Here is a 17,396-nt window from a genome sequence, read left to right as displayed (position 1 = left end):
TTGCGTTTTTATGCGTGTTTCATATTGTTTTTTCATTTTCTTGCAAGATCAATTCTTTTGATTACTTAAAATAGTTAGCTTTGTTTATATAAATTATACCAACTGTGAAGGAAAATATTTCTTTAGATCAATTATCGCAATCTTTGACAGGAGACTTGTACTATGATGATTCTGCATATCACCATACGATCCGCATTGCCTATTCTACGGATGCGTCCGTCTATCAGGAATTGCCACTAGCTGTCGCGATACCGAAAAATACCGAAGACATTAAAATTTTACTCCAGTTTGCTTCTGCAAACGGCATCACGATTATTCCAAGGACAGCAGGCACCTCTTTGGCTGGTCAGGTTGTTGGAAATGGTATTGTTATGGATATCTCCAAACACTTTAACAAGATCCTTGAACTTAATGTCGCAGAACGGTGGGTGAGGGTTCAGCCTGGCGTGATTCGTGATGATCTTAATCATTATCTCAAACCGTTTGGTTTTATGTTTGGTCCAGAGACTTCAACAGCAAGTAGAGCGATGATTGGTGGTATGATTGGCAATAATTCTTCAGGGTTACATTCTATCGTATGGGGCGATACGAGACAAAATTTAGTATCTGCAGACGTGATATTGGACGATCAGTCGGAGGTCGTATTTGAAGCTTTGGATGAAGCTTCTTATTTCAAGAAATTAATTCAGAAGGATAGGGAAGGATCAATCTATCGTAGACTGAATGCCTTATTGACGGAAGAAGAAAATATACAGGCGATAGCACAAGGATATCCGAAACGCTCGATCACAAGACGCAATACCGGATATGCATTGGATATGCTATCTGATAAAACGGTACCATTTAATATGTGCCGATTGCTCGCCGGTTCGGAAGGTACACTCGCTATAGTCACGGAAGCTAAACTGCAATTATTGCCATTACCGCCTAAAGAATTAGGTCTTCTTTGTATTCACTTTGAAGATATGATCGCGTGTATGAAAGGAAATGTGATCGCTTTGTCACATCATCCCGAAGCTTCGGAACTTGTCGATAAGTACATCATGGATTTTACGGTTGGGCATCCAACGTATCAATATAATCGCTTTTTTATTGAAGGTGATCCCAAAGCTCTACTTATTGTCGAGTTTAGAGGAGATACTCCAGAAGAAGTGGAAGCTAAGGCGATGGCGTTAAAAGCGGAGTTGATGGAAAAGCAATTGGGTTATGCATATCCCTACATCACCGGAGATCAAACTAATTTGGTTTGGGATGTCCGTAAAGCTGGATTGGGCTTGATCCGTAACCTTCCTGGAGATAGTCAGCCCGTCAATTTAATTGAAGATTGTGCCGTTTCTCCCGAAGACTTACCTGCATATGTGGCCGATATTCAAGATTTATTGATTGCAGAAGGAGTCCATGCCTCTTATTATGCCCATGCCGGAGCGGGGGAGCTCCATATTGAACCTTTTGTCAATCTAAAAACAGAGGAAGGTATCAAAACTTTTCGTTTCATTTTAGAGAAAACAACAGATCTAGTTCTCAAATACAATGGTTCTTTAAGTGGTGAGCATGGTGACGGTCGATTGAGGGGCGAATTTATTGAGAAAGTTTTAGGAAAAAAAGTGTACAGCCTGATCGAGGAAGTGAAGGAGATTTTTGATCCTAAAGGGGTTTTCAATGCTCATAAAATCGTGAATACGCCACCAATGGATACCTATCTTCGCTACGATAATAATAAGAATACAACACAGATTAAGACTTATTTTGATTTTTCAAAAGAGGAGAGTATCCTGCGTCTGGCAGAAAAATGTTCTGGCTCTGGGGACTGCCGAAAGACAGAGATCACGGGAGGAACGATGTGTCCTTCTTTTATGGCCACACGTGATGAAAAAGATACGACACGTGCACGTGCCAATATGCTGCGTCAGTTTTTGACAAACTCAACCAAAGACAATCGTTTTGACCATGAAGAATTAAAAGAAGTCATGGACTTGTGCCTATCTTGTAAAGGCTGTAAAACCGAATGCCCTTCTAGTGTTGATGTCGCTAAGATGAAAGCTGAATTTTTGCAGCACTATTACGATGAACATGGTGTTCCTTTTCGAGCGAGAGTGATTGCAAATTTTACAGAGTCACAGAAATTAGGATCACTGGTAGCGCCATTATACAACTTTGTTGTCAAAAATGACTTTTTAGCGGGCCTTGTAAAAAAAACCATTGGTTTTGCCCCGAAGAGATCACTACCGTTGGTCGCTGGTACTACATTGTCACAATGGGTGAAAAAGCAACCTGAGCATACCCATTTAAAACGAAAGGTGTATTTATTTGCTGATGAATTTACCGAATACAACGATGCAGAAATTGGTATGACCGCTTACAAATTGCTTACCGCATTGGGGTATGAAGTGATCATCCCGAAGCATATTCAAAGCGGCAGGACATATCTTTCAAAAGGATTGGTCAAAGAAGCAAAAAAGATAGCGAATAAAAATATTAATTTTTTGAAAGATCTGATTACTGAAGAGACCCCTTTATTAGGAATAGAACCTTCGGGTATTATTACCTTTAGAGATGAATATCTTGCTTTGGTTGAACCTGAATTATACGAAGATGCGGCAAGACTTGCAAAAAATGCACTGATGTTTGATGAGTTCTTATTAAAAGAGATTCAGGTTGGACGTATTCATAAAGAGCAGTTCAGTGCTGAGAATAAGATCATCAAGCTTCATGGTCATTGCTATCAAAAGGCATTTCATTTGGTTGAAACAACCGAAAAGGTCTTGTCATTTCCCATGAATTATAAAGTTGAGGTCATCCCTTCTGGCTGTTGCGGTATGGCGGGTTCATTTGGGTACGAAAAAGAACATTATGAAATCTCGATGAAAGTTGCAGAATTGGTCCTACTGCCTACCATACGCAATACCGATACGACTACCTGGATTGCGGCAGCTGGTACATCTTGTCGGCACCAGATAAAAGATGGAGTAGGGCGCCATTCTTATCATCCTGTGGAAATTTTGTATGATGCTTTAATTAAGTAAAAACAAACCTGCTATTTTATATGTTTATCAGTAAAAATCGCTAATTTTAGTAAACGATTTTTACTGATAAACATAATTACTGAAAACGATGAGAAAAATAAATCAAATTGCTGTTCTGTCTGCGTTAGCATTTGCAACAGCATGTGGTAACACGAATCAAAATCAACAGGGAGGTGATCAATCAAAAAAGAATAATACTCCGATAGTAGATCTTACTATAGATGGTCCTGTGACCAATAATAAGCATCTTTTCTTACGTATTGTGGATGATGTAAAAACGGACTCCAGCCGTATTTACACTGCTCGAAGTGTTTTTAAAGGTGATACTGTTGGATTCAAGGTCGAAGTCGTTAATTTGATCCCTGCGGGAATTATAAATGATCAGCCCAGTGATGATGTAGGATTCACAAAAGGAAAAATTAAAATTTCTTCAATAGGTGCAGAAAGTGACAATTTTATTAAAGCTTTGGGTACGATCTATGAAATACCTGCCTCAGGCTCGTTTTCAAACACCACATTAGTACCCACTGTATTCTCTTCCAATAAAGTAAATGTTGATCTTGATAAAACAGCGACGTATAGTTTTAAACTCTTTTTAGATCAAAAATCAGGAGAGCCGGCGGAGATGTTTTTTAATGTTGATACGTACAAGAAATCAGTAGAGTTTCAGGAAAAAGATCCTAAATTCCGCGCTCCATTTATTGCAGCTTTGCAGGGTAAATAGCGTAAGTTTAAAAAAAGAGGCTTTCTAATTTAGAAAGCCTCTTTTTGTTTTTTAGAAATCAAATTTAATACGCGCCCTAATACCTGACTTAGGAGCACCTGGATGATTTAGATAATTTAATCTTCGAACATAATCAACACGCAATATTTTAAAAATATTGGATAATCCTGCACTTGCTTCCATGTAAGGTTCAGTTCCAAAAGTATACGATGACTGCTCATTGTTTGCATTCTTTTGGAAGTCAAATACCTGATCCGAATGATCTGGATTGTTCTCCTCCCGCAACCCCCCGTAAACTGCTTTGAAACTAAACACTTCACGAAGTTTCAATTTTTTAATCACTGGAATTTTATTCAATAAGAATCCATTCATATAATATTGAACATTTGCAGACACATGATGATCACTCACAAATTCCAAAAAGTTCATTAAGTTGTAAGAGTTCAACTGATAAGCATACGTCTGGTTGGCGCGATGTATGGTTAAGAATGGAAAAGGAATTCCCTTTCCAACAATATAAGTACCTGCTACGTCTACATCTGCATAACCAAATTGACTTAAATAAAATCTTTTGAAAGCACCAACGTTAAAGTTGTGGTAACTGTATTCCCCTTTAAACACATCTTTAAGTCCCGCTGTATAATTGAAATTGAATATCGGGTACTTATTGAAAATAGGCGTACGGTATAACTTGCCTTGATAAAACTGTTCATGAGGAGCATAGCGCACGTTTAACGATAACTCTGTTGAGTTGATCTCGTTGAATACTTTTGTCTGTCCAGCTTGATCAATGATCTGATATCTTAATGTTCCTGCTGGTGATTGTTTTGTTGCGTTGAAGCCTAATCCAACACTTAAACGATTTTCAAATTCTTTTCTATAATCGATACGATATACATCATTATAGATATAGTTTTCATTATCGCCTCTTTTAAAGGATAGCAAAAAGTTGTCCTCTTGAATAAATTCTAAGGCTTGCCCCGGAATCTTTGTATCCCGCTGGAAAGAAGCTCTGATATAATGTTGAGGAAAAGAATAGACAGATTTATTGTTGAATGCATAAGTGCCACTTAGAAAGTATTTCCATTTCTCATCTTTAAAACCATAGGCTGCATACGATTCGGCATAAAATCTTTTACTGAAAGATTCTGTTGTTCGGCCACCGACACGCAGTCTAAATCCCTCAACCGGATTGAAACTATAGAATGTATTCACAGGTCCTATCTCCACAGGTCCAGCTTGTTTGTATCCTGAAAAAACTAAAGCTGCAATATCCATAAAGGTTTTGAAAGAAGGAATCTGTTGCAGGGTGTCGATATTGTGATAGATATTGAGCTCATTTTTAGTCAAAGGTATCTGGCGTTGCGCATCAAATAATTTGCGTGTACCCTTTCCGTCGGATATATTATAGGCAATTACCGTTTCTGGACCGCTATAAATACTATCGGGCTGTGCGATTCCTGTTTTGTAATTTTTATAATTCACCGTCCGATTACCGCGTATACCTGTTCCTTTATCTGTTAAGGAAAAGTCAATGCCCAATGTACTTTGGCTCAAATAAAATCTTTTGCTTTCATCTTGATCAAACTTAAGCTCAATATTCATATCTCGAACAAAGTTTAGGTTGATATCATCTGCGACAGTCATATTAGCTCCTTGCACCGCATAATTGCCATCTAAGGTGATATACAGTTGTCCTTTGAAGAGCATATCAGCTTTATTCCTAGGGAAAAAACTAAGCTCGACTAACCAAGGCTGTTGCGTTTTGATCGTATCCGTGATAAAAAACTTATAGAAGGTCGGCGAGGAATTGGCAATAGGACTTAAAAATTGATTAGTCACCAGCGTGATATTGTTATCGTAAATATCAACTGATTCGTATAATTTATTGAAATAAGCACTAAGACCATCATTGTCTATAAATTTGGGGTCAAACTGCGCGCGCTGTTCACCAACTATATATTGTTTTGTCTTTTTGGGATCTTTACGAAAGTAAACTTTTGATAGTTTCTCTTCCATGAAGGCTGGCAATAAGTATTTATTTGCTGTTTTTGCAGAATCATCCAGTTCAAAAAGGAACTGATAATTTTTAAATATTTTTTTATTTACAAATTTTTCAGATAAGTTGCTGAGACCTAAAGAAATTTTTTCATATTGATCATACTGTGCAAACTCTTGTCCTGTCAATCTATTTTTGTTTTTATTTTCGATTACCTTGCGGATAAGGGCGACAGCAGGATTTTCCTTATTTGTATATTTTCTCTTTTTTGCTCTGACAACGACCTCATCAAGCGTATTGTCTTGCGCTTCCATCAATATTTCAATCTGCTGCGTCTCGTCGTTTGTCACAAATACATCTTTATAGTCGTAACCAATGCTCGATACACGGATTTTTGTGTAACTCATTGGGAATTTTAAAGTAAAGCGACCAGATTCTTGAGTAGACATCGCACTACCTGGCGAAGAGGGAGCTCCAACAACCGCTACTGTTGCATAAGCTATAGGTTCTTTCGTTTTACTATCCTTGACAATACCCTGTACAGTTTTAAGCTGCCCTAATGCAACAGTTATACTCAGAAACATAACTGTAACAAGTAAAAATAGTATTTTTGTAATTGCGCTGGTACTCCGTTGGTATTCCATAATTTTACATTAATGATATCACAAATTATGAATACGTGTTATGACACAATCTTAATTTCTGACTTTTTAACTTAAATGTTCTAATAAGTTGTATGCAAAAGAAATAAAAAATTAAGAATTAATAAAACATTTGCAATTTTTTAACAAGACTATTTTTTATAGATAACTTTCTAACAAATTGAAATTCAGCCAATTTGTTTTATTGTCAGAATAAATTGACTGTAATTTTACTTCTTTATGATGAATTTAAAGATGAATATATCTGTTTTATTTGACTATTGTAACAAAAAGGTCAGTTGAATTGTTTGATATTTTAAAAATTTGGTTCTACGTAGAAATGAATGCGTTCATTCGTGACGGGATGATTGAATGCGATGTATGCAGCATGTAGGTGCAAGCGATTCGCCTTTTGACCATAAAGATCATCCCCTACGATGGGGCAATTCATACCGCTGGGGTGTGCAGAGTGGAGGCGGAGCTGATGCGTACGTCCTGTGAGCGGAAAATACCGCACCTTTGTTTTGCCGGCTACAACAGCAATTTTCTCCCATCTTGTAACTGCTTTTTTTCCATGTTCATAGCAGACTAGCTGCCGGGGCCTATCGTCTAAATCTACGCGTATAGGCAATGATATCATACCAGCATCTTCGGTGATAATGCCGTCTAGTAAGGCAATATATTGTTTGACGATGGTGTGGTTGATAAACTGGCTTTGTATGATCTTATGCGCCTCTTTATTTTTTGCTAAAACAAGAATTCCCGATGTCGACATATCCAATCGATGCACGATTAACGGTCCAGCATCTGGATATTTTTTGAGCATGCGGGTGTAGACCGAATCTTGGACATGGATACCCGGGACGGATAAGAACTCCTCAGGCTTGTTGATGATCACCAAACTTTCATCTTCATAAATAATAGGAAGCGCTATATTTTCATCTGGGTTTTCAAGCATTGGATTTTTATCCACAACTAATCCCTGTAGCATATATCCAAGTATGGGTTCACATTTATTTCGACAAGCAGGGTAATAGTGTAAATGCCTACGTACCTCAGCCGAAGGAGATTGGCCCCACCAGAATTCCGCAAGTGCGATCGGTTTATACTGATTTAAATAAGCATATTGTAGTAATTTTGGGGCAGCACATTCTCCCGATCCTGCAGGTGGCTGTAACTTATTAAAAGCCTTAAAAATGTCCATGACATTTTTACTTTCGCCATTTGCATTTAGAAAATTATACTGGGCGAATAATTGATTTTGGAGTCGAGAAGAACGTTTTCTACGTTCTTCTTTTAGATCTGCGATGGTATCAATGTAATCTTGTAAAGGCTGTTCAGCAGCAGCCATATCCAGTTGATACTGCTTCTGGAAAACATGGAGTTCATACTTGTCTCGTAAGCTCTGTTTAATCAGATCTTGCTCAAGTAATGCGTATGAGGCTGCAGATAGAACCGATTTTGAATGATCTCGAAGAAGTTTTCTTTCTTTCTTTTGAGTTTTTAGCTTTTCCTTAAATTGTATTAATTGCTGGTCGAGGTTGATTTTAGTTTCCTCAAGTGCACGTTTGAGTTCAATGCCCTTTTCACTCCCTTCCAATACAGCTATTTGTTTATTGAGGTCATTTAAATGATCTTCTTCTAACAGAAAAAATGAATTTTCAGTCAGCATATCAAATACCGGAGGAACAAAATAGCGATGGTCGTTTTTTCCGGCCAATTTTCCCGAAAATCCAGCTAAAAAACCAATTTTTTTATTCTGATCCTGAACAACTAAAACACCAAACATCTTTCCAATAGCTTGTCCTTCCATTTTAGGTTCCAAACCAAAGTTGTGGATCCATTCCTGCTGCGTGAGAATATATTGCTGAACATATTCACTTGCCTTTTTTGCCAATAAATGTGGTTCGTAGCAGAAAGGAAAAGTGAAATGGGTAGGCAAGGGTATCGCATTGATCTCTTCATCAAATTCATGAAAGTATATATCCTTGCTCAAACAATTATCCATCATTATTGTTGTTCTCATTATAAAGGCAAAAGTACAAAAATGATGTTATTTTTATGACAATATAAATGCTTAATTCATGGACTTTAACCCAGTATTTTATTAATATTGTATATGAAATAACGATAATTTTAATTATTAAAGTAAATAGTAAAATAATTCATTATGAAAGCAAAAATTGGTATTAAAGAAGCAGACTTAGCTAAAGTATCCGCTATTTTGAATAATCTATTGGCTGATGAGAGTGTAGTATATCAAAAAACAAGAAACGCACATTGGAATGTCGAAGGACCAGATTTTCATGCAGCACATTTATTTTTAGAGTCTCAATACGATCAGTTAGCTGAGATTATTGACGAAGTCGCTGAGCGTATCCGTCAACTCGGACACTATGCTGTAGGATCATATGCTAAATATTTAGAATTAACGCACTTGACTGAAACAAAGTATGAGCATACAGATAGTAAAGGTTTTTTTAAGGAATTGTTGTCAGACCATGAGTCTATTATCATGAGTATAAGAGGAAACTTGGATGCGGTGGAGAAAGCAGGTGATCAAGCAACTGAAGATTTTTTAGTAGGCGTACTGGCGCAGCATGAAAAACTAGCGTGGATGTTACGTGCACATGTGTCGTAGGATACAAACTGTTATATAAAAAAACAGTAATCAATTTGGTTACTGTTTTTTTTATGCCTACTAATAAAGACTGCATGATAATTGTTCAAGTAGTTTCATTATTTAAATTTGTTTTTTTGTGTGTATGCGTAACTATTTTATTCTGATCGCTTTTTTATTTCTTTTCACTTCCTGTGCCGAATCTTTAGTGGTACAATCCACGGGAGTTTTGCAGAATGCAGCTCGGGTACACCATTTGAAAAATGGTGATCGGGAGATTATTTATATTCCCATGCGTCATCTCGGTAAGCGTAATTATTACGATTATATCCAACGTCAAGTTGATTCGCTCCAACAGCAAGGTTTTGTGGTGTTTTATGAAAGTATCGCTTATCAAGTGGATAGTGCACAGCAACGGGATCTGTATGATCGCAAGTTTAGAAAATTAGTTGGCCATACAGTCGGCAGTATCAAAACCTATGAAAAGACATCTGATACAACCAAAGTATTGATGGCCCCTATGTATAAAAATCTTGGAAGTAGAATCATTCAGCAACCGGAGTATTCGTTTTTTAAAGTAGACTATAATACCGCTGTGGTAGCCGATATACCCAAAAATGTCCTACTTGATGAATTTGAATATACGTACGGAGATATTGTTTTGGAGCCATGCGATTGGAAGGCGCCTCTCCATGAACCCTACAGCTGTAAAGCTGCAAAAGGAAAATTAAAAAGGATTTTTGATCGTCAATTCATTATGAAAAGAAGAGAAGAAAATTTAGCAGCTTTAGTTGCAGATGCTGCACAAAAGAAAATTCTGATTATGTTTGGGGCCGCGCACTATAAAGGATTCTTAAAGCATCTGCAAGAGCGTGATCCAAATTGGAAAATTTTAAAATAAAATATATGGAGAAATTGTTTATCATCATATTGGTACCAGCTGTTATTTATCTAGTTTATTATTTGTTAAATAAAACGCACAAAAATAGTAAAGCCATCAGACGAGTTTTAAGTAAAGAGGGAAAAGCTATTTTATTGAAAGAAGTACAATACTATCAACATCTCGATGATGCGGATAAAATCGAATTTGAAGAACGCTGTTTACGTTTTTTAGATCAGGTCAGTGTTGAAGGTGTGGGTGTCGAAGTTTCATTAAAAGATTATATGTTAGTTGCCGCGAGTGCGATCATACCTGTTTTTGCATTTAAGAAATGGGAGTATGCCAATCTAACGACTGTGCTGCTCTATCCCAATACCTTTAATCAAGAATATCAGTTTGAAGGCAATGAGGAAAGAAGAATTTTAGGTATGGTGGGAGAGGGTTCTATGAATGGTCAAATGATTTTATCCAAGGCAGCACTGGAAGCAGGTTTTCTTAATACAAAAGATGGGCAAAATACCGCTATCCATGAATTCGTTCATTTATTGGATAAGACAGATGGTGAGGTGGATGGTCTACCCGAATTTTTAGTTGATCATACTTATACCTTAGCGTGGTTGGAAATGATACGAAAAGAAATTTTGAAAATTCAAGATGGCAAATCGGATATCAATCCATATGGTATTACCAATCGAGCTGAATTTTTTGCTGTGGTTTCGGAGTATTTTTTTGAGAACCCAGATCGTTTAAAAAGCCATCATCCTGAACTTTATAAGGCATTGAGCACTATTTTTAAGCAGGACTTAAGTTTTGATTCATCCATGTAAATGACGAGCTTACCTACGCTTTGTGTGCACATGTAATTGTAAAGTTGCTGAGCATCTGTAGCCTGTGGTTAATTGACTGTCTTTTCCTTCGGTGAACATCAGGTATTAAAAAATAAAACGCCCTTCAACATGATATGGAAGGGCGTTTTTTATGGTCCAATTGCCTGAGCAAAAACCACTTTAGAAGCGCTTAAATTGCTTCCAGAAGTTGCTTTTCATGCAATTCAAAATATTGACCTTTTAAGTTCATCAGTTCTTCATGTGATCCTTCTTCCGCAATTTTTCCCTGATCTAAGACGATGATTTTATCCGCATTCTTGATTGTGGATACACGATGCGCGATAAAAACACAGGTCTTGCCCTTCATGATACGGCTTAGCGATGTGAGTATCTGTTCTTCAGTCTTGGTATCGACGGCAGATAAACAATCGTCGAATATTAAGATTTTAGGTTCTTTAATTAAAGCACGCGCGATAGACACCCGCTGTTTCTGACCACCAGATAAGGTAATACCACGTTCGCCAACAGAAGTTTCAAAACCTTGATCAAAGCCTATTATATTCTCGTACACAGCAGCATCCTTCGCCGCTTGCTCAACTTGTTGCTGTGTAAAATGATCCAGTCCAAATGCGATATTATTACTAATCGTGTCGGAAAATAAAAAGACCTCCTGAGGTACAAACCCCGTTTGCTGTCTCAGGTCTTGATAATCTAAGTCCTTAATGGATACATCATCATACTTGATACTGCCTTTTTCAATATCAAACATCCTCAACAATAAGTTGGCTAAGGTCGATTTGCCGGAGCCCGTTTTACCAATGATTGCTAAGGTTTGACCTGCAGGGATATGAAACGATAGATCTTTGATCGCCTGAATACCTGTTTCAGGATAGGTGAATGATATATGTTCGACTTTAAGGTCTCCGCTGAGTGTTTTTTTCGTCGTGCCATTGATAATAGGTGAGTTGGTATTCAAAAATTCATTGATTCGCTTTTGCGAAGCCGAAGCCCGCTGTACCAAAGAAGTAACCCAAGCCAGAGACATGGCAGGGAAAGTCAATTGATTGACATAAATAATAAACTCGGCGATATTTCCAGCTGTGATGGTACCTTTCGCGACTTCCAAGCCACCCACATAAATGGTGATAATGGTACTTAGACCTATAAGCAATAAGATCAAAGGAAAAAAAACAGCTTGCACCTTTACCAGCGACAGTGCTGTATTGCGATAGATGGTGCTCTCGTCTTCAAAAGCATCCATTTTATATTTTTCTCGATTGTAGGTCTTGATCACCCTGATACCGGCAAAGTTTTCCTGCACAAACGAAGCAAGACGAGCCAATTGTTTTTGAATTTTTTCACTCCTTTTGTTAATAATTTTATTGACAAACAAGATCACAACAGAGAGAATCGGGATCGGGATGAGCGCATATGTTGCTAGGCGAGCATTGACATCGTACATGGCATAGATGACCATGATAGAAAGAACAACCGTATTGATCGCATACATGATCGCGGGGCCTAAATAATTGCGTACCTGATTGACATCCTCTGTCGCTCTGCTCATGAGGTCGCCGGTATTATTTCTTCTAAAAAAAGCAAAATCGAGCTTCTGGTAATGGCGGTAGATTTCATTTTTTAGATCATACTCGATATGTCTGGAAGTCAAGATAATGGTTTGACGCATCATAAAGAGGAAAATGCCGCGTAATAAGGATAGGAGTAAGACCACTCCACCGAAGAAAAGTAAACTCGATCCAAAAACCTTGTATATCAGCTCCTGTCTTTCAAATCCACTGTAGAGTTTATATAAATAAATGTTCTCCTGTACTAAATCAAAGGCTTCGCGTATTACCTTAGCAGGAAGAATACCAAAATAATTGGAGATGATAACGAAAATAACACCTGGAACCAACTTCCAGCGGTATTTGTAAAAATATTTATTTAAATAAGCTAACTCTTTCATATAATAATACAAATGTAAAACTTATTCAGCATTAAATTTTGTATTTTACAAACTTATACTGTCACAAACAATTCATAAGTTTTGTATTTATTTTGAAAGAAAAATTTAGTGTGAAATATATTTTCTACTTTTGTTTCCAAATTACCATAAATAAAACTTGAAGCAGAATTTTATGTCAGCATCTCAAACTCCAATTTTCGAATTACTGGGTCAATTTGGTCACCAGAATTTGTTTTTTTGTAATGATGAAGTAGTTGGTTTGAAAGCAATTATTGCCATTCATGATACCACATTAGGTCCAGCAATAGGCGGAGTCCGAATGTTGCCCTATTCCAGTACAGAAGAAGCAATCGAAGATGCTCTTCGTCTTTCCAAAGCGATCACTTACAAATCAGCAATCACAGGTCTCAACCTAGGTGGTGGAAGTGCAGTTATCCTGGGAAATCACCGTATCGATAAATCTGAAGTATTATTAAGACGTCTCGGACAATTTATTGAAGGTCTCAGTGGCAATTTCATTGCTTCGATCGATGTGGGTATTGGACAACGTGATTTGGAGCATATCTTTGCTGAGACTTCGCACGTCGCAGGTCTTCCCAAAGCTATTAATGGAGGTGGTGATACTTCAGTTTTTGCAGCTCAAGGTGTACTTTATGGTATCAAAGCTTCTTTAAAAGAATTATATGGCTCCGATAGTTTAGCAGGACGCAAAGTAATCGTACATGGCATTGGAAGTGTAGGTGAGCGTCTGATTGAGATGTTGCGGGACGAAAATTCACGTGTCTATGTGAGTGATATTACCGAAGACCGAATGTTAAAAACTGCGGCTAAATATAAAGTGGAGACCATCGCATTTGACAAAGTTTTTGATTTTGATTGTGATGTCTATGCTCCATGTGCACTTGGAGGTACTGTTAATCCCGAGACCGCTGCTAAAATGCAATGCAAAATTATTGCAGGCGCTGCCAATAATCAATTGAAAGAAGAATTGATCACAAGTAATATTCTCCATGAAAGAGGCATTTTATATGCACCAGATTATTTAATCAACGCTGGAGCATTGGTCAGCTGTTATTCCGAAATACAGGGATATGGTGCTGATCATACCGAATTTGTCATCAAAAATATTTACAACGCAACACGCGAAGTATTCCAAAAATCAAAGCAAGAAAATATTTCTTCATTCCAAGCTGCTAATCAAATCGCAGAAAAGCGTATCTTTGACATTCGAAAACTCAAAAGATAGAGAAAACAACAAAAAAAACAATCGTTCTTATATACAAATCGTTCTTTAAAATACTATGTTAAATAGAAGACACCTAAGGGTCAAAGTAGTGCAAACGCTTTATGCGTACAGTTTATCTGAAGATAAAGATATCAAAGCCTTTGAAAAGGCATTATTGCAAAATGTGGATGAAGTGTACGAAATGTACATTTGGACATTAAATCTGCTAGATGAAGTGGCTGATTACGCATTAATAGATGCAGAAGGTCGTGCAAATAAATTTTTGCCAACGGAAAAAGATTTATCGCATAACACAAAACTAAGTAGCAATACGTTTATCGAATCTTTAAGACAAAACCCACAGTACGCAGAAGGAGTAAAGAAATACGGTGTTTCTTGGAACTTTGATCCTGAAATTGTTCGTACAGTATTTGCTCAGTTGAAACATTCTGAAGACTATGCTTATTATATGCAGTCGTCAGATCGTTCAATCGCTGTTGAAAAAGATATCATTAAATTTATTTTCAAAAAAATAATTTTGAAATCTCCGGTTATCGAGCAGGTTTTTGAAGAAAAATTTATCAACTGGACAGTCGATAAAGAAGTTTTGCAAGCGTTGATTGCCAAAACATTCAAAAATTTTAGCTCCGAAGAGCCTAGACAAAATAAGCTAGCAGAGCTGACACAAAATTGGTATGATGATAAAGATTTCATCTTGAATCTGATTGCAAAAACAATCCGAAACACAAATGAATATCAAAAAATGATTACCGAAAAGACAAAAAACTGGGAATCAGACCGTATCGCTTTAATTGATACGCTATTGATGCGCATGGCTATTTGCGAATTGGTGAATTTCCCTTCTATTCCAGTAAAGGTTACGATTAATGAATATATTGAAATTTCAAAGGTTTTCAGTACACTTAAGAGTAATACCTTTATTAATGGTATTTTAGATAAAATTTTAAGTGATTTAAATCAAGATGGCCGTATTCAAAAACAAGGTCGTGGATTGAATAATTAGAAAGATATTTATGAAAAAATTGAACTATTCACTTCTTTTAGCATTAGGCATTTGTACGTTGAGTTCATGTGGCTCCAACACTAAAAGTGAAAAGACAACAGCAGAACCAACAGTTACGACAGAAGATACTGTTGCCAATCGTGAAGCTGCTGCAGCTGCGATTGGAACAATTGAATTTGCTGAACCTGTACATGAGTTTGGACAGATCAAAGAAGGGGAAGAGGTAACGCACGTTTTCACCCTGACTAATACGGGCAATGCACCTTTGATCATTTCAGAAGTAAGAGCTTCATGTGGATGTACGCAGCCCGAGTTTTCAAAAAACCCTGTTCTTCCGGGTAAAACATCAGACATTAAAGTCACTTTCAAAAGTGAAGGTCAGGTAGGGAAGCAACAGAAAATCATAACCATTCACTCTAATGCTTCAAATGGACTGACAACAGTTCAATTAAAAGGCGAAGTATTGGCGGCTAAATAATTAAATATAAAACAGATAACATATGAATACAGTTTTTTTACAGGCAGCGGGCTCAGGAAGTAGTTTAATGAGTTTCTTACCGATGGTACTTATCGTGGTTGTTTTTTATTTCTTTATGATTAGACCTCAAATGAAGAAACAAAAAGATCATAAGAAATATATTGAAGAATTAGGTGTTAATTCTCAAATCGTCACAAATGCGGGTATTCACGGTCGTATTGTTGAGGTTTCGGAAACAACATTTTTAGTAGATGTAGGTTCTGGTGTTAAAATTCGTTTTGACAAGTCAGCAGTTGCATTAGATGCTTCAAAAGCATTGAACGCTAAAGCATAATACAATAGAAATTGAAGGAAGCCGATCTTATTAAAATAGGATCGGCTTCTTTATTTAAGGAGCTTCAATTTGCAATTTATTTCGTCAGGATATGAAAGGCAAAATGATTAAGTTTGTATATGGCAAGTATTATTCGCATCAGTAAATCACAGAAAAGAAAATTGATCACATTTACACGGTGTGTTCTTATTTCCTTATTTGCTTGGCTATTATTTTCAATTTCAAATGAATATACCATTACTGTAAAAGCAGGAATAGAATACGTCAACTTGCCTGAAAAACGTGCCTTTCATCCACAACAATCTGATACGGTCAACATCAAGTTGAAAATGACGGGATGGCAGGTGCTGTTCTCTAAAGTCAAATCTGAAGTTCCAACAGTACATGTGGATATCAGTGGCCTGAAGAATAAGAATTGGATTGTGCTCTCCAACCAGATCGGCTTTATCAATCGTCAATTCCCCCATGAACAATTAGTGGTTTCCGTCAGTCCAGATACCTTATACTTTGACTTTTCAAAGCAGACGCAGCGTAAGGTTCCCGTAAAAGCGATGGCAGATATTCAATTTAGAAAGCAATATGGATTTATCGGTGAAACTCTTGTCAGTCCCAAATATGTCACGATATCAGGACCCTATGAAGATGTTGCCAATATAGAATATTGGGAGACGGATACGATTAGAGGAAAGGACGTATTCACTGATCTCCGCACGGTAGCTTATCTCAATAAGAACCAAAAGGCAAATATCAATGTCTACCCGACCTCTGTGGAAGTGTTGATGCCGGTGGGTGAACTGACCGAAAAAATTATTGAATTGCCTCTGAAGGTTGAAAATAATACACATTTTAAGTCCGTAAGAACAATGCCAAGTAAAGTTGCCATTACGGTACTCATGTCTGTCAAAGACTATAATAATTATACAGCAAGAGATTTTGAAGCTGTGGTCGATATCAATGATTGGGAAGGAGCTAAGGTGAAATATTTACCTGTTATCTTGACCAAGGTGCCAGATTTTTGTTCTATTCTAAGAGTAGAGCCTCAAAATGTTGATTTTTTTGTGCGTAAATAATATGGGAATTAAAGTAGGAATAGCAGGTGGTATTGGGTCTGGAAAAACAATCGTATGTGATATTTTTAAAGTTTTAGGCGTACCAATTTACAATGCCGATCTAGAGGCAAAGTTGATCATGAATAAGAGCGATCAGGTTCGACAAGCAATTATAGCCACATTTGGTGATCAGACGTATCAAAATGGGATATTGAATAGGGAATTTCTAGCTGCTCAAGTCTTTAATGATGCTGACCAATTGGCCAAACTAAACGCGATTGTCCATCCCGCAGTGATACAAGCTGCAGAAGATTGGGCTGATGCCCAAACAGCGCCTTATTCATTAAAAGAGGCTTCCATCCTGTTTGAAAGTGGATCGTACAAAAAATTGGATTATACGATTTTGGTGACAGCTCCGGTCGAAATACGTATAGCGCGAGTCATGGCAAGAGACCAAGTCACAAGAGAACAGGTGCTGGCACGAATGAACAATCAGCTACCTGATGAAGAAAAGGCCAAATTAGCCGATTTTGTGATTATTAACGATGGAATAGAAGCATTAATTCCACAAGTGATGGCATTACACCATCGATTTCAGAAATAGTT

The 17,396-nt window shown here is 37.2% G+C and carries 14 protein-coding genes; 11 read left to right on the top strand and 3 right to left on the bottom strand.

Annotated elements, in window-relative coordinates:
* Positions 1-104: 104 nt before the first annotated feature.
* Both AC06G9_RS14495 and AC06G9_RS14490 read left to right on the top strand, forming a co-directional pair.
* On the top strand, positions 105-3,023 hold the full coding sequence (locus tag AC06G9_RS14495) for an FAD-binding and (Fe-S)-binding domain-containing protein (RefSeq protein ID WP_480956565.1): 2,919 nt from the start codon (positions 105-107) through the stop codon (positions 3,021-3,023).
* An 88-nt stretch (positions 3,024-3,111) separates the two neighbouring features.
* A complete protein-coding gene (locus AC06G9_RS14490) occupies positions 3,112-3,747 on the top strand; it encodes a hypothetical protein (protein ID WP_045755829.1) in 636 nt (211 codons plus the stop codon).
* A gap of 51 nt (positions 3,748-3,798) precedes the next feature.
* On the opposite strand, the gene AC06G9_RS14485 is transcribed toward AC06G9_RS14490, so the two are convergent.
* Together AC06G9_RS14485 and AC06G9_RS14480 are read right to left on the bottom strand one after the other, a co-directional pair.
* A complete protein-coding gene (locus AC06G9_RS14485; RefSeq protein ID WP_480956564.1) occupies positions 3,799-6,330 on the bottom strand; it encodes a DUF5686 and carboxypeptidase-like regulatory domain-containing protein in 2,532 nt (843 codons plus the stop codon).
* 373 nt (positions 6,331-6,703) lie between these two features.
* The gene (locus tag AC06G9_RS14480) at positions 6,704-8,413 is read right to left on the bottom strand and encodes a pseudouridine synthase (protein WP_480956563.1); all 1,710 of its coding nucleotides are present in this window, start codon (positions 8,411-8,413) and stop codon (positions 6,704-6,706) included.
* 144 nt (positions 8,414-8,557) lie between these two features.
* On the opposite strand from AC06G9_RS14480, the gene AC06G9_RS14475 reads away from it, so the two are divergent.
* The 3 genes from AC06G9_RS14475 to AC06G9_RS14465 all read left to right on the top strand — a co-directional run bounded on the left by AC06G9_RS14475 (position 8,558) and on the right by AC06G9_RS14465 (position 10,714).
* Positions 8,558-9,028, top strand: a complete 471-nt coding sequence (locus tag AC06G9_RS14475; protein WP_248753287.1) for a Dps family protein — start codon at positions 8,558-8,560, stop codon at positions 9,026-9,028.
* Positions 9,029-9,152: 124 nt separating this feature from the next.
* Positions 9,153-9,908, top strand: coding sequence for a hypothetical protein (locus tag AC06G9_RS14470; RefSeq protein ID WP_480956562.1), 756 nt, complete (start codon positions 9,153-9,155; stop codon positions 9,906-9,908).
* A 5-nt stretch (positions 9,909-9,913) separates the two neighbouring features.
* Entirely contained in the window at positions 9,914-10,714 is an 801-nt protein-coding gene (locus tag AC06G9_RS14465) for a M90 family metallopeptidase (RefSeq protein ID WP_094773404.1), read from the top strand.
* A 190-nt stretch (positions 10,715-10,904) separates the two neighbouring features.
* Here the strand turns inward: AC06G9_RS14465 and AC06G9_RS14460 are convergent, their stop codons facing one another.
* Positions 10,905-12,680 carry an ABC transporter ATP-binding protein gene (locus AC06G9_RS14460; protein WP_094773337.1) on the bottom strand — a complete coding sequence of 592 codons (1,776 nt, stop codon included), beginning with the start codon at positions 12,678-12,680 and terminating at the stop codon, positions 10,905-10,907.
* Positions 12,681-12,852: 172 nt separating this feature from the next.
* Here AC06G9_RS14460 and AC06G9_RS14455 point away from each other — a divergent pair, with 172 nt between their 5' ends.
* The 6 genes from AC06G9_RS14455 to coaE all read left to right on the top strand — a co-directional run bounded on the left by AC06G9_RS14455 (position 12,853) and on the right by coaE (position 17,394).
* Positions 12,853-13,926: a Glu/Leu/Phe/Val family dehydrogenase gene (locus tag AC06G9_RS14455; RefSeq protein WP_094773338.1), complete on the top strand. Its 1,074-nt coding sequence runs from the start codon at positions 12,853-12,855 to the stop codon at positions 13,924-13,926.
* A 55-nt stretch (positions 13,927-13,981) separates the two neighbouring features.
* Positions 13,982-14,929 (top strand): transcription antitermination factor NusB, encoded by a 948-nt coding sequence (gene nusB / locus AC06G9_RS14450; protein ID WP_045755835.1) that lies wholly within the window; start codon positions 13,982-13,984, stop codon positions 14,927-14,929.
* A gap of 10 nt (positions 14,930-14,939) precedes the next feature.
* Positions 14,940-15,407: a DUF1573 domain-containing protein gene (locus tag AC06G9_RS14445; protein ID WP_480956561.1), complete on the top strand. Its 468-nt coding sequence runs from the start codon at positions 14,940-14,942 to the stop codon at positions 15,405-15,407.
* 22 nt (positions 15,408-15,429) lie between these two features.
* Positions 15,430-15,741 carry a preprotein translocase subunit YajC gene (gene yajC / locus AC06G9_RS14440; protein ID WP_045755837.1) on the top strand — a complete coding sequence of 104 codons (312 nt, stop codon included), beginning with the start codon at positions 15,430-15,432 and terminating at the stop codon, positions 15,739-15,741.
* A gap of 119 nt (positions 15,742-15,860) precedes the next feature.
* Positions 15,861-16,811, top strand: a complete 951-nt coding sequence (locus tag AC06G9_RS14435) for a YbbR-like domain-containing protein (protein ID WP_045755838.1) — start codon at positions 15,861-15,863, stop codon at positions 16,809-16,811.
* A 1-nt stretch (position 16,812) separates the two neighbouring features.
* Positions 16,813-17,394 carry a dephospho-CoA kinase gene (gene coaE, locus AC06G9_RS14430; RefSeq protein ID WP_045755896.1) on the top strand — a complete coding sequence of 194 codons (582 nt, stop codon included), beginning with the start codon at positions 16,813-16,815 and terminating at the stop codon, positions 17,392-17,394.
* Positions 17,395-17,396 lie beyond the last annotated feature (2 nt).

It is taken from the genome of Sphingobacterium sp. MAE (assembly GCF_056711605.1).
Note: the sequence above shows the minus strand (reverse complement) of the source record. Positions and strands in the feature narration are given on the sequence as shown.